Raw genomic sequence first — 14,331 nt, 5'->3', positions numbered from 1 at the left:
TTTTTCAGATAAAATCTCGAAGAAACTCTATAAATATTTCAAAGCTCTTTCGAGATCCTCCGGCGTATCGATCCCTATCGTTTCTTGCGTAGTAATTCCCACCTTGATACGATAACCGTTCTGCAGCCATCTCAATTGTTCCAATGATTCGGCGATCTCCAACGAAGACTGAGGCAACGCAGTTATTTCAGACAATACATCTGCCCGGTAAGCATACATCCCTATATGTTTATAAAAAACATGATGATCGAGCCATGTGTCATATTTATAATTACGAATATACGGAATAATAGAACGGCTGAAATAAAGAGCTTCATTCCGATTATTCAGTACGACTTTGGGAGAATTGCTATTGAACAAAGCATCAAAACCGTCTTCTTTCGTAAACGGCTTTACCAAAGTTGCGATTTGTGTTCCCTCAGATTCAAAACACTCCATAATCGCCTCTATTTGCCGAGTCTGTATAAACGGCTCGTCGCCTTGTATATTGATAATGACATCTTCTCCCTCTCCTATACGGGAATAGGCCTCGAAACAGCGATCCGTACCGCTTTTATGATTTTCGGAGGTCATCACGGCCTTTCCTCCGAAAGAGTGAACCGCATCAAAAATACGCCGGTCATCCGTAGCCACATAAACCCGATCCAGCACAGTCTTTACTTGTTCATATACTCGTTGAATCATATATTTGCCTTTCATATCGGCAAGCGGTTTTCCCGGAAATCGGGTCGAAGCATATCGTGCCGGAATAATCCCTATAAATTTCATAAATCTTATTTTTATTTTTCTTTATTATCGATAGTTACCACATATAATTGTGCATTCTCCACCTTTACTACCCGTACGGGCGTTCCTCGTTCAATAAACTTATTATATAAAGAAACGGCATCATAATCATCCTCTCCGATGCGAACTTTTCCGGAAGGCCTCAAAATGGTTACTGTCACTCCCTCTCGACCTACCATATCCATATACTCCGAAGATACTGCAATAAAACCTTTTTCCACAGATTGGGATGAATCTAATGCAAGATGATGCAAAATTCCCTTACGCCCGATTTTATGAGACAGATAAATCACCAGAATAAAAGCACAGATAAGTCCGGATATTACGGTAAAAATACCACGATTCATTTCTCGAGAAGATACCCCTTCAAAATCAAAATCCACATTATTTACCAACGCAAGAACAAGCCCGGCAAGCATGCAAATAATACCCAATATACCCGCCACTCCGAATCCGGGAATCACAATCAGTTCCAAAATCATCAAAATAATTCCGGCAATGAATATCAAAATCTCCCAACTTGCCGCCAGTCCGTCCAGATACAAAGGTGCAAAATAAAGTACGGCAGCAATCAAGGCGGCAGCAGATGGAAAACCGATGCCGGGAGTTTGCAGCTCAAAATAAATTCCTCCGATAATTATCATTACCAAAATCGCCTGCAACGCCGGATTGAGCAAAAAACCGACAAGATCATCATATACAGACGGTTTGAATGTCTGCAACGTATATTCCGGCACACCAAGCCGTTCGGTCACTATTTCATGAACATTATTCACGATTGCTTCATTATATCCCCATTTAAGAGCTTCCTGAGCTGTTAACGTAAGGACTTTGGTAGAATCGTCCAATCCGGGAACAACGATTCGGGTATCGACCATCGCCTCCGCAATAAGAGGGTCTCTTACCCATTTGATAACCGTATCGCCAGACAAGGTAATTGTCGTGTCTTTTCCGTGAGCCTCGGCAGTAGACCGAATCGTCGCCCGCATATAAGACTGGTACTTATCCGGCATAGCCGCCCCTGTCTCATTCACAACAGTTGCAGCACCGATATTTCCTCCGGGACGCATGTAAATACTGTCACAAGCTATGGCGATCAGCGCACCGGCAGAGGCCGCATTATTATCGATAAAAGCATATACCGGTATCGCACTGTTCAAAATAAGGGTACGTATAGAATCTGCATGAACGACAGTTCCTCCGTATGTATTCATATGCAATATTATTCCTTGCGCATCATGGTCTACAGCTTCTTTATAACCGCGTTGCATATACCGCCACGTAGTACTCCCGATCTCTTTTTTAATATCGATCTTATAATACAACGGTTTTTCACCGGAATATCCTACCTGAATGTAAGTAAATAGTGAAATAATAGTTATAATCCAGAACTTTTTCATCACTTATACGTTATATAAAAAGATGTGTCCGATTTCAACAGATGGATACAGACTATTTCTGTTATCCGCTTTTCTTTCGGAACACATTGCCGAAGTTACGATTTTTATTCAGAAAAAAGCGAATAAAAACGACAAACTCGGGTCTTGAAATCAAAATTCGACCATTGAACATAAATTATTTATATTAACCAAAAAACAAAATCTACAACAATGAGCAAAACTACAAGTCAAACAGATCTCGAAGAAGAGGCATCAAAAAAGCAATCAATGTCAAAATGCCCTCAAGAAAACTCAACACATTTCAAAAAAGCACAACTTTTGTTATTTAACTATACAAAAGGGATTTTTTTAAGAAAATATTTTTTGAACTCTCCCTTTATCTTAATAACTTCGATAAAAGAGCAGTAGCAATATAAGACAATATCAATTAATTAATCTAAATTCTTGAATGTATGAATTCAAATTCGTTTCAACAGAGATTGTTGGGATTACAAGACAATCTGCTAAATTTTGCTTATATGCTGACATCGAACCGGGAAGAAGCAAAAGATCTGCTTCAAGACACAACATTAAAAGCCCTCGATAACGAGGAGAAGTATATCGATAATATAAATTTCAAAGGTTGGGTATTTACGATTATGCGGAACATCTTTATAAACAATTACAGACGCATAGTCCGCAATCAGACCATCGTCGATCAAACCGAAGATTTATATCATCTTAATCTCCCTCAAGAATCAGGATTCAATACTCCCGAAGGCTCTTTTACCGTGAAAGAAATTACCAAAGCAATAAACAGTTTTACGGACGAATACAAAGTTCCGTTCTCTATGCACGTGGCGGGATTCAAATATCATGAAATTGCAGAAAAGATGGAGTTGCCGTTAGGCACAGTTAAAAGCCGCATCTTCTTTGCCCGTCAACGTTTACAAGAGATGTTGAAAGATTATAAGTAACGCTATTTTCAGGGCCTGTTTCATCTTTATCGGAGAAATACAGATTGGCTCTTACACCGAAACAAGCAGGGTGACCGAGGAATAAATTTTCTTCGAGTCACCCTGCTTGTTTTATCAACAGTTAACGATTAAAATCCGTCGGCAACTAAACGAATATCTTGTCGAGAACCTCCGAACTCGAATGTTATCCAATATCTCTTACCGGAAATTTTATTTAAAACGGTCCTCTCGGCAATCAGAGAACGATCCGGTTGTCCGGCTTCACGAATCACCACCAAACCGTCTTTCAATATTTCCCCTTCTTCTGCAAAATCACCGGAAACACTTATCCGAAAAAAAGTCGCATCATCCCCTAACGGAGCATAGTCCCAAACAATCGACCGACTCTTTGCCAGCCCCAATGCATCAAAACCTTTCTCTCTCGAGAAAGAATATCCCTCTTCTTTTTCAGGATATACAATATCATTCTTCCACCCTTCGATACGGACATCCGTATCCTTATAAAAATCCCCGGAGACGGTCACAGGACATGAGACAGTATATTCTCCGGAAGTTACTGTCAAAGTACCCTTACCGGCCTGTATCCCCTTGACTCGAATTACATTCCCCGAGACTCCGGCACTTGCAATATTTTCGGGTGCTATAGAAGCTGTAAAACTCTCTACTCCGGAAACTGTCACCACGACAGCCTCTCCCTCTTCTACAATAATCTCAGAAACATCGAGCTGTATTTTGGGCGTATCATTTTTATTTTCATCCTTGCAAGAAACAAAAAGGATAGAAAATAAAAATAAAGTCACTATTCCCGTATAATTTATATTGTATATTCTCATCATTTCCTGTTTTTATCATTTAACGACAACCTGTACCGACCCGCAACCGGATGAAGACTTCCACCTTAATATATGTGTACCCTTACCGGCTTTTTCCGGAGTAAAGACATTCGCACTCACCCCATCGCCTTCCCATGTACAACCGGGAAGCGTTTCACTCAATTTCAAGGCGACTTCCGAATCGTTCAAAGAATATTCTTTTTTCAACCCCACAGGAACAATCCGCCTTATCGTTTGAGGTATGGATACTCCCCGTAATTCAACAGCGACCGAAGCGATATTATCTGCAGCCAACATAAGCGTCGCCTTATGCAATCCAGCTGAAGAAGGCATATAAGTAGCGCCGACATCCGTCCCGGCATTCACTTCATCAGCCGAAAGTGACGATACGGCAAAAGAAAACATATTTTTATCTTCACCGTCAAGGATCAACGATACGGTCGATTCAATTTGTATTCCCTCAATCCTGAATGACTTTTCGACAGACTCCCCGATAGTCGAACTCGGAAAGATAAAATAATCTCCGGTCTGCCAGTTTGTAATTCCCGCACCCAAATAAAAAGCCTCGTCCGTCTTTGTTCCCCAGATATATTCGGCAAGATCAGGAAAATCTATAAACGGATTACGGTTATGCTGAAACTTATAAACTCCATCATTCCGATCTATCTCTTTCTGGCTGACAGGATCTTGACGGCTCCACTCCAGCAACAAGTTCCGGGCATAGTCGGTTAATGTAGGATAATCGTTTCTCTGAAACATTTTTGTTCCGAGACTCACCCATGTATAGTCTTGATAACAGGTTACAAAATAAAAATACATCCGGGCAAAATCCCCCTTATATTCATCTGCCGGTTCAAATATATTCGTAGGCATACCGTTGATATATCCGGTACCGACTTTCGTAACTCCGTTAGACCAAGATTGAGTAGAGACCACCCCTAAAGGATAATTGCTCTTCTCTTCGTTAGCATCAGCATCGGCCGGTGTCAAGTGGTGTAAATCATACGATGCCTCATACTTAAAACGTGTAAGCGGAGTCGTACCGTTATAATCTGCCGCATCTCCCCACCAACTCTTCGGTACGGAGTGTTCGATATTCATTCCTTTCGTCGCTCCATAAGTTCCCGATGTAAAGTAACGTACCGTATTGGAGTACATGTCCCAAACTATCCCTCCCGATTTGGCATCGCTATACCGGAACACAGACCATGTTCCGCCCATCCCACCTCCATATCCGATACGAGTGTGATCTTTGAGCAATAAATGAAGAGCGGTTTTCAGTTCCCGTTCTCTCTTTCCATTTAACGTCATCGGGTAATATCCCTCCGGAATTTCAGCACGGATAAAACTGAAGATCGATAAGAATAAAAGAAATATCCGAAATTTTTTCAACATAGGTTTATGACTCCGAAATTAATTAATAAAGCGAGCAAATATACTGAAATAAAAAGAGCTGACCAAACGGCCAGCTCTTTTGTTATCTTAAAATCTGCGATTTATTTTATATCTGCTTCACTACGTATATTTAACTGAAGTGTATTTTTATAGCAATCGACAATACCCGTAATCGATTTTGTGCCGGTAGGAACCTTCGTAGAACAGAATTTGGCAAATTTCGACACATACGAATTAACCTCGTCATTTCCGTCTTTTATCGTATTGGTAGTAGCTGCATTTGAACTTCCGAACGTTCCGTCACTCAACGCAGGAACATACTCGCCTTGTACCGTAACCAATGTAGATTGCCATGCACTGCTATTGTTTTTTACATCAGCAACAGTCGTCACACGAGGAGTTACCGTTCCCGTACCGACTTTCCGAATATTAACCAAAGGTACACCATTCAATTCCAGGAGACCTCCATAATTTTCTAATGACAAATCTTTTACTCTGACTTCAACTTTATCTCCGATAAGGTATGAGTCATTATTTTCACTGCAATACAAAACAATACCTGCAGAGTTATCTTCGGCAGCAACAACGATTTGTTTCAATGAAGATACATTATTATTCACGACATCCGAAATTACTATACCGATAATTTTCTTATCTTCGGTAATCGTGATCTTCGATCCTTGAAGCATTGCTCGAAGATCAGTAATAAGAAGTTCGGGAACATTAAAATCTCCATCCGGATCTATTATAGCACCGAATTCCTCACTGCTCTCTACCAATATCGCATAAGAAGTACTTTTCATCCCGACCACACCAAAATATTTCTCAAGGTTTCCTTGTAAAATTACTTCTTTACCCAAAACTTTAGCCGCATTGCCTTCGGTAATCAGATTCAAACCTGTACGCAAAGCACCGGGATTCAATTGTACGACAAGACAATTGTTCACATTTTTTTCATCTGCGGTTGCTGCGATCAAAATATTCTGACCTTCAGTCAGAGGTTCACCAGATACACTGGTTCCGCTAAACGGAGCCTCGAATTGAGCTTCTTCCAAATCTCCACTGGGAACTTGTCCTACAATAAACCCTTTTACGAACTTATAATCGGTGTCTTGATTTTCTTTTGCTGCGGCAACATTCCAAGGATCCGCATAAGTACCACTACCCGAGGGAGTAACAACGCCTCCTTCGTCCGAACCGCCACTGCCTTGTCCGCCATCATCGATCCAGTCATCATCATCGCTGTCACAAGATGTAAACCCCACCATCGAAACAGCAAGAAGCATCCATACTAATTTTCTCATTGCTTTCATAGTTAAACTCAATTTAAATTATAATTATTGGTATATTTTATATTGTTTTATTTTTATTGAGGTCTTTCACCTTCGGCATATTCACGAGGACCATTATAATATTCAAACCCCTCGAGATCATCCAAAGAACGAAGGGTCAATTGATATTTTCCTCCGTAATTATCATTTTTATCATGAAACCATCCCAAAATAGCCGTTACCGTTCCTACACTTCCTTTTTTCGGAATAAACGTTTCGGCAAAATGGGCATATTCACTCGTTGAAATATATAATGTTCCCGTACCGTCCGATACCTCTCGAGACATCGGATAACCGATATTGTATTTCTTGCTCATATCATAGGTAGAAGGTGCAAAAACCGGACTCAACTGATGGGCATTTACATTTCCGGTTTTCTCGATAGAACGCCGTAATGAAACAAATCCAGTCTTTAAATCAGCATCTCGATCATTCTTCCATGTAAATTCGACATTCTCAATTTTGATCAACCGTCCGTACCAAGTAGAATCCAACGTTGCAATTTCAGCCATTGTCAATACAGCTTCTTCCGGTACTGTCACTTTACTCTTATCAGGCCATCCGATACGTTGAAAATGGTCATATACCATAGCATAAGGAATACGTCCCGGTTCATAACGGGTCTTGTCATCATTCCGGAAAGAGTAAACTCCCAATTGCGGCATTTCGGCATAACGTCCCATCATCAAACCGTTACATTTCACGGCAACCACTTGTCCCAACGGGAAAACACCGCTCAAACTTCCGGCATCTATCGCTACTTTCAACGATTGACGAGTATTCAAATCTTCCAAAACAAAATATTTGTAAATATTCGAGGCTGTATCACAAGAAACAATACGTCCTTTTATATAAATATCTTGCGGACCTTCGATCGGATTCAGTGTAAAGAGATTCTTATAAGTCTCTCCTTCTTCCCGATAAATGGTAAATTTCTTACCTTTATACTCGATCGGCAATTTAAGACGCCCGTCAACATATTCCGCTCCGATAATCGGATATTCCACATCGCCCTGATTCACCGTATAATAAGCGTTTTTTATACTTCCTGTCGCTTCATCTATCGGAGCATGATAACGTAACGTATCGTCTTTACCGAACACATACAAGCTATCGATTCGGTCATACATTGCCACCAACTCGCCGATAGACATATTTGCCGGCCAAACTCGAGGATCGTTTTCCGGTAAAACCGCCATTTCCTGCGTGATCTCATCATAATCATTCACACACGAAGTAAATGATACTGCCGTCAATAATGCACAAACTATATATTTAATCTTTTTCATAACTATTCTTCGCTAAAATTTAGAACTTATACCCGAGATTTAAGAAACAGTTGAATCCCCATGCATAATAGTATTTATTCGGATAACGATCTACCAACTGAATATCTTTGGTCTGGCTCTTATTATTACGTGCTATACGTCCCTGCTGGTAACCGCCGGTAACCATATCTTTATTATTCAAGATATTACTAAAGCTCAAATTAATATTTAAAGACTGCTTGCGATTATTCAGATAAAGAACTTTCCCGACCGAAGCATCCAGCATAAATCCGCCTTTCAACTTTTCTTGCGTACCGAACATTTCTACTAAAGCTTTGTCTTGAGCATACTTGCCGCTTTTTATCTCAGCATCAGTATATGTTCCTTTTTTACGATAACCGCTGTATTGAATATCCTGTCCGGCTTCATCTTGATAAGTACCGCCGTAATAGTTCATTTCGGTAAAATGAGAAGGAGAGAAATCGAGATAATTATTATCGAAATACGAAAGCGTTATATCGGCAAACCACATTTTCGGATGGAAATAATCCAAAGTTATACTGGCTGCTAATTGAGGCCCGTTATTTACCTTCAAATCTTTGATATATACCCGTTCACGAATATCCGACTTTTTAGCGGCTTCAGCATTTACAGGCAATTCTCCTGTCAACAGATTCGCACCGTTTTCTGCACTCATCGTCCCCATTGCGTCATCGGTATAACGATAATCACCGTAAGTTCCCGCCAGTTCGACAGAGAAGCTATTGTTCAGTTTTACGGAGATTCCGGCTTCGACACCCATATAACGTTTATTTACACCTGACAATGTATGGTTAATGTATGTACGGAATTCATCATTGTAGTATCCTGTACCTTCTACTCCGTCACGGGTAATCGTATGGAATCCGGTAATACGCCCTTTAACAATCGGAGTCGTAAATTGGTAGGTCAGGTCATAAGAATAAATTTTTTCAGAAGGCAAATCTTCCAAACGATACTGTTTCGGATTCTTCGGATTCACCACGACTTTTTGTATTTGCGTGTCCTTAACACGAGGGGCGACATAAGCATACCCGGCATAAGGAGCGCGAGTCTCTACCAAGCCGTTCAAAACCAAACGTTGGCGACCGTTGATCTTATATACCAATCCCGCCTTGAAACTCGGATCATAAAAACTCAAGGATTTTCCTTTCCCGTAAGACTGAACTCCGATAACCGCAGCACGACCGTTCTCCATCTTTCCCTCACGCCAGAAAGTCGTATAAGTAAATCTCGCTGCATAAGAAAGATCGAATTTCGTCCAATTCCACTCATTTTGGGCAAATACTCCGGCTTTTACAATGTGCATATTATAATCATACCCGAAACGATCGCCTTCTACAATTTTCCGGTTCGGATGACGAAGGTCGTTTTGTATAATCATCATATTCCCTGTGAAGTCTCGTTCGGCAAACTGGTCGATATCGATCCATTGATTACCGCCTAACAGATCGTTCATTGTCTTATAGTGCATACCTCTCGAATAGTTGGCTTCGACTCCTGCCGTAAGTTTAAGACGACGGTTTATCTGATTTGAATAAACAGAGTTTAATGCCGTAGTCATCAAATCGTTATGACGTTCTTCCAACACATATTTGGCACTTCCGTCAGGGTTAGCGACATTATTCAAATAATTAGACTGATATAAGGAGTTCCAATTGATTTGCGTTACATCCGTATTATTGTTTACCCATTGCCCGGTCAGTTCATCCACTAAATCCTGATCTACATTACCCATTATTATATCCATGTGATTCTGTTGGTCTTCAAGTCCATACGATCCGAGAACATCATTGATTTGATAACTCGGCAAATTGCGGTAATAATCGGGACGCGGATCGGCTGCATTATAAAAACCGAGAGCCGTATTACTGTAATTGCTATAATGGAATCCGAAACCGGTTTTCAAATTTTGCTTATCCGTAATCTTAAAATCCCAATTGGCAACGACAGTAGGATCGAAGCTGTTCACCACGCGAGAACTTCTTTTTTCTCCATTCTGATATCCCCAATACGGATTATAATAAATACCTCTGAAATCATAAACCTCCTGAGTCACTGCAGCCGATTGCGAACGTTTTGTAGGAGCTCCGTAAGTTGCCAATGAAATGCTATGACGATCATTGATCATTTTTTCTGCCGAAAGAAAATAACCCCAAGAATTATAGAATGTTCCTTCTATAATACCCTCTTTTGCCCAACGCCATACTGCAGATCCGGTAAATGCCCAGCCGTTATTCATCAAACCGGTAGAGTGTGTAGCCGTAGCCCGCATATTATACGAACGATTAGAATAGGCGACGCTTGCTTTTGTTCCGGCTGCAAATGCCGTAGCCCGAGTATTGATGTTCGTCGTTCCTCCCAGACTGCCGAAAGCAAACGGAGCATTCTCAATACCATTAATTACATCCTTATTTCTGAACGCATCGTTCAGTCCCCCAAGGCTCGAATAATTGAAACGTCCTCGTTCCTGATCATTGAAATTGATACCGTTTATATAGGTCGTAGATGCCGACTGATCATAACCTCTTATAGAAAAACGCATCGGACTGTAATTGTAACTGGCTGCATTCAGATAAATATCATCTGAAGCTCCGGATAAATAAGAGGATGATTGAGAAAAAGTATCGCTATCATCATCCAAGACCGATTCATCAAAAAGCTGTATATTCTCTTCTTGTTGACTGGCCTTCTCTACTCTAATTAAGGCGATATTACCAAGATCGATTTTTTCATCCTTGCCAATCAAAATATTCTGTTGGTAAGGCTGGTAGTCTGCCGAAACGACTAAAAGTTCGTCGGCACCGGAAGATAAATTTTTGAAAATAAATACTCCGTCTTTTGAAGACGTTACCGAAATGTTCTTGTTTTTTAAAGAAACCTTAACCCCGGCAACCGGCGCTTTGGTTCCAAAGTCTATAAGTACTCCTCTCAACGACGCTTTTTGAGCAAAAGCGGAAACACTGAAAAAAAGCATTATAAACAGCCATAAATTTCGATTCATAAAATACGTAGGTTTAGTTTATAATTTGTTGTTGTTGTGTCGTTATCATACTTTCCTATATTTTTAGGAGCGAAATAGTTGGGCAAATTAATATATTTTTTTTGATTATTCATATTACATTCGCATTATATTTTCTACACAGATGTGTTAAAAGTCGGTACTTCCTCATTTTTTCAAAATACGGAAGATCTTATCAATTAATAATTGATATCAGATATATCATTAATAATAAACTAATTATATAACAAGTACAGACAAAATCCCCACTATTTTCTGAAATTTCATAGAAACGAGATGTTTATTTCATTTTTTTTTCGAACCTTTGTATCATGATATGCCGTTCTTACGAGATTTTTAAAATCCGGTCTTGTGCAAAGCATATTCTAAATGCATGTATCAGTTACAAATTGTAAGGAATAATTTTACAGATTAGAAACTAAATATTTTGACTTATGAAAAAATGCAGCTTACTTCTGGCATTATTCTCTTTTTGTTTCCTATCCCTAAAAGCTCAAAGTAACGAACCGAGGAAACAATTTGCCGTATATGCCGTTGCTTTTTATAACCTTGAAAACCTGTTCGACACAATCGACCAGCCGGACGTTTTGGACGAAGAATTCACTCCTCATGGCGGAATGCGTTGGACTTCATTGAAATACAACAACAAATTGAAAAATATGTCCTATGCCATCAGCCAACTGGCTACCGACGGGCCTTTTCCTCTGCCGAACGGTCCGGCTATAATCGGCATATCCGAAATTGAAAATCGGGGTGTAGTGGAAGACCTTATCAAAACCGGCAAACTGGCAGAAAGAAATTATGGAATCGTTCATTACGACTCACCTGACAGACGTGGCGTAGATGTAGGTCTTATATACGATAAAGATCAGTTTACTCTCGAAAACAGCGATAGTTTCAGATTGGTATATCCTGCAGACACCTCGTTGCGTACTCGGGATCAATTATTGGTAAACGGCATACTCGGAGGAGAACGGGTACATATAATCGTAAATCACTGGCCTTCAAGATTAGGCGGAGAGAAACAATCGAGACCTAAAAGAGAAGCAGCGGCAGCATTGACTAAACATATCGCAGATTCGGTTTTGACCGCAGATCCGAACTCTAAGGTCATTATTATGGGAGATTTGAACGATGATCCGAACAATACCAGTTGCAGAGTCGTTTTAGGAGCTAAAAAAGACCAGAAAGATGTTAAGCCGGGTGGTTACTATAACACGATGTGGAGCTTCTTCGACAAAGGTATCGGATCTTTAGCTTATCAAGGTTCTTGGAATCTTTTCGATCAGATCATTATCTCAGAGAATTTTTTAGGTAAAGACCGCTCTACACTAAAATTTATCAAAGCAGAAATATTCAACCGAGATTTTCTGAAACAAACAGAAGGCAAATATAAGGGATATCCCAAAAGAACACATGCCGGGGGTGTATATCTGAACGGATATAGCGACCATTTCCCGACACTTATTTATCTGGCAAAAGAAGTAAACCGATAGTAAAACAGAACGTATCGATTATTCGATAATCCCAAAATCACACACTCTTTAAATGGGTGTGTGATTTTTTTATCCACTCTATAATATCCTCTAACGAAAAAACACAAGAATCAGACAAATAACAAATAATTTATTATAATCTGAGTGTATCCCAATAATAAATCGTATTTTTGCACCATCAAAAAATTATAAGATACAATATAAGAGAGAGAAGCATAACGGAATTTTCTGATTGTTTCTCGTTTATTTTATATAATGATTATGTTGCAAAAGCTTAAAACGTATATGCTGCCTATCTCTATGATAGTAGGGGCGATATTTTATAAATATGTCGAATCAGTATCTTTTTTGACTCCTTACCTTATCTTTTCTATGCTGTTGATCACCTACTGCAAATTGTCTTTACGCAACATGAATATATCCCCGCTTCATTTTTGGTTACTATTGATACAAATATTCGGAAGCCTGCTGGTCTATTACTTTTTGTTACCTCTCGACTCGATGATAGCAGAAGGAACATTTATCTGTATATTCGCTCCTACGGCAACAGCGGCAGCCGTTATCACAGGTATGTTAGGAGGCGATATAGCCTGTTTGGCGACATACAGTCTTCTCAGTAATATGACCGTAGCCCTGACATCTCCCATCATCTTCTCTTTCATGGAAGCACACGGGACAATGCCGTTTTGGGAATCATTTCTGGTTATATGCAAACAGATGATCCCTCTCCTCATCTTGCCATTTATTGCAGCAATTTTTCTGAGGAAGTTTTTTCCTAAAGCACATAATGCCTTACAAAACCGTCAAAGCATATCATTCTATATGTGGGCTATATCTCTCACTATAGTGATGGGAAAAACAGTTTCTTTCATAATCAATCAGGGATCGGGAAATATCAAGGAAGAAATTTTAATTGCTCTTTTCGCACTAATCGCCTGTATCGCTCAATTCATTATCGGGAAATGGGTCGGATATAAAAACAATAACTTAATCGCCGGAGGTCAAGGATTGGGGCAAAAAAATACAGTGCTTGCCATTTGGATGGCACTTATTTATCTGCATCCTTTAGCTTCCATAGGACCAGCATCTTATGTCGTGTGGCAAAACAGTATCAACTCATGGCAACTTTGGAAAAAACAAAAACGACAATAATAAACTGAAATGTATTTATTGCAACTCTTTCAGACTTCTTTCAAAGGGATATTCAGTAAATGTCCCTAAAAAATAAGATGGCATATGAAGATGATGGCGCATCATCACTTCCTATGCCATTTTTATTGTAGTTTTTCGTTGTTTTCTCACATAATTTTATCCGTCAAGACAAGACTTTCCTGAAGAAGTCTGATGACCTCTTTTGATTCTGTCAGTAAAATCATATCATACCGCTTTAACCGTCCTGTTCCTGATCTTGTCAATCATCAGTACGGCATTTGCCGTATGTATTCCGAAAAAGATCCACAGGATTTCCGTCTTCCTGTTCCGTGCCTTTATCCTTGAGAGCGAGTAATGCTGCTTCTGTGTGCCGAAGCTGCCTTCAAGCCGGGTAGCCCTCTCCCTTGAGAGTTCACTTCTGAGAACCCTTCTCAACTGCTCATCCTTTGCCGCCCTTCCCTTGCGCACGAAGGAAGTGGATATTCCGTATTTCGTGCAAAACTTCCTGTTGGCATTGTTGGCGTATATGGCATCGGCAGCCACACATCTTACCCTCACGTTCATGAGTTTCTGCTGCATACGGATACAGTCCTTCAGACGTATCCCCTCATTGAAAGCCTTGAACGAGAGGTGTTCGATGAACGATATGCCGT

General features: G+C 40.0%; 11 protein-coding genes. 3 read left to right on the top strand and 8 right to left on the bottom strand.

Annotated features, from left to right (window positions below):
• Positions 1-27 precede the first annotated feature (27 nt).
• Both kdsB and AC0UMU_RS04640 read right to left on the bottom strand, forming a co-directional pair.
• The gene (gene kdsB / locus AC0UMU_RS04645; RefSeq protein ID WP_288640357.1) at positions 28-768 is read right to left on the bottom strand and encodes a 3-deoxy-manno-octulosonate cytidylyltransferase; all 741 of its coding nucleotides are present in this window, start codon (positions 766-768) and stop codon (positions 28-30) included.
• 11 nt (positions 769-779) lie between these two features.
• Positions 780-2,186, bottom strand: a complete 1,407-nt coding sequence (locus tag AC0UMU_RS04640) for an NfeD family protein (protein WP_288640355.1) — start codon at positions 2,184-2,186, stop codon at positions 780-782.
• Between the two features lie 452 nt (positions 2,187-2,638).
• Between AC0UMU_RS04640 and AC0UMU_RS04635 the strand changes: the two genes are divergently transcribed.
• A complete protein-coding gene (locus tag AC0UMU_RS04635; protein WP_009316612.1) occupies positions 2,639-3,142 on the top strand; it encodes an RNA polymerase sigma factor in 504 nt (167 codons plus the stop codon).
• Positions 3,143-3,270: 128 nt separating this feature from the next.
• Here the strand turns inward: AC0UMU_RS04635 and AC0UMU_RS04630 are convergent, their stop codons facing one another.
• The 5 genes from AC0UMU_RS04630 to AC0UMU_RS04610 form a co-directional block, all read right to left on the bottom strand.
• The gene (locus AC0UMU_RS04630; RefSeq protein WP_288640353.1) at positions 3,271-3,975 is read right to left on the bottom strand and encodes a hypothetical protein; all 705 of its coding nucleotides are present in this window, start codon (positions 3,973-3,975) and stop codon (positions 3,271-3,273) included.
• 15 nt (positions 3,976-3,990) lie between these two features.
• Positions 3,991-5,370 (bottom strand): endonuclease I family protein, encoded by a 1,380-nt coding sequence (locus tag AC0UMU_RS04625; RefSeq protein WP_288640351.1) that lies wholly within the window; start codon positions 5,368-5,370, stop codon positions 3,991-3,993.
• A gap of 101 nt (positions 5,371-5,471) precedes the next feature.
• A complete protein-coding gene (locus AC0UMU_RS04620; protein ID WP_288640349.1) occupies positions 5,472-6,683 on the bottom strand; it encodes a DUF5689 domain-containing protein in 1,212 nt (403 codons plus the stop codon).
• Positions 6,684-6,736: 53 nt separating this feature from the next.
• Positions 6,737-7,990 (bottom strand): DUF5689 domain-containing protein, encoded by a 1,254-nt coding sequence (locus AC0UMU_RS04615; RefSeq protein WP_288640346.1) that lies wholly within the window; start codon positions 7,988-7,990, stop codon positions 6,737-6,739.
• Positions 7,991-8,009: 19 nt separating this feature from the next.
• Positions 8,010-11,012 carry a carboxypeptidase-like regulatory domain-containing protein gene (locus AC0UMU_RS04610; protein WP_288640343.1) on the bottom strand — a complete coding sequence of 1,001 codons (3,003 nt, stop codon included), beginning with the start codon at positions 11,010-11,012 and terminating at the stop codon, positions 8,010-8,012.
• Positions 11,013-11,464: 452 nt separating this feature from the next.
• On the opposite strand from AC0UMU_RS04610, the gene AC0UMU_RS04605 reads away from it, so the two are divergent.
• Positions 11,465-12,526 (top strand): endonuclease/exonuclease/phosphatase family protein, encoded by a 1,062-nt coding sequence (locus tag AC0UMU_RS04605; protein WP_288640340.1) that lies wholly within the window; start codon positions 11,465-11,467, stop codon positions 12,524-12,526.
• 261 nt (positions 12,527-12,787) lie between these two features.
• Positions 12,788-13,678 (top strand): bile acid:sodium symporter family protein, encoded by an 891-nt coding sequence (locus AC0UMU_RS04600; RefSeq protein WP_288640338.1) that lies wholly within the window; start codon positions 12,788-12,790, stop codon positions 13,676-13,678.
• A 225-nt stretch (positions 13,679-13,903) separates the two neighbouring features.
• Here AC0UMU_RS04600 and AC0UMU_RS04595 read toward each other — a convergent pair.
• The coding region (locus tag AC0UMU_RS04595) for a transposase (protein ID WP_473979884.1) at positions 13,904-14,331 on the bottom strand (428 nt) is incomplete at its 5' end.

This window comes from Coprobacter fastidiosus, assembly GCF_982245605.1.
This window is presented reverse-complemented; position numbering and strand designations above follow the sequence as displayed.

What these genes read in the sequence shown, in the direction of transcription:
- kdsB (WP_288640357.1), bottom strand. Translation starts at nt 768, where the DNA reads ATGAAATTTATAGGGATTATTCCGGCACGATATGCTTCGACCCGATTT.
- AC0UMU_RS04640 (WP_288640355.1), bottom strand. Translation starts at nt 2,186, where the DNA reads ATGAAAAAGTTCTGGATTATAACTATTATTTCACTATTTACTTACATT.
- AC0UMU_RS04635 (WP_009316612.1), top strand. Translation starts at nt 2,639, where the DNA reads ATGAATTCAAATTCGTTTCAACAGAGATTGTTGGGATTACAAGACAAT.
- AC0UMU_RS04630 (WP_288640353.1), bottom strand. Translation starts at nt 3,975, where the DNA reads ATGAGAATATACAATATAAATTATACGGGAATAGTGACTTTATTTTTA.
- AC0UMU_RS04625 (WP_288640351.1), bottom strand. Translation starts at nt 5,370, where the DNA reads ATGTTGAAAAAATTTCGGATATTTCTTTTATTCTTATCGATCTTCAGT.
- AC0UMU_RS04620 (WP_288640349.1), bottom strand. Translation starts at nt 6,683, where the DNA reads ATGAAAGCAATGAGAAAATTAGTATGGATGCTTCTTGCTGTTTCGATG.
- AC0UMU_RS04615 (WP_288640346.1), bottom strand. Translation starts at nt 7,990, where the DNA reads ATGAAAAAGATTAAATATATAGTTTGTGCATTATTGACGGCAGTATCA.
- AC0UMU_RS04610 (WP_288640343.1), bottom strand. Translation starts at nt 11,012, where the DNA reads ATGAATCGAAATTTATGGCTGTTTATAATGCTTTTTTTCAGTGTTTCC.
- AC0UMU_RS04605 (WP_288640340.1), top strand. Translation starts at nt 11,465, where the DNA reads ATGAAAAAATGCAGCTTACTTCTGGCATTATTCTCTTTTTGTTTCCTA.
- AC0UMU_RS04600 (WP_288640338.1), top strand. Translation starts at nt 12,788, where the DNA reads ATGTTGCAAAAGCTTAAAACGTATATGCTGCCTATCTCTATGATAGTA.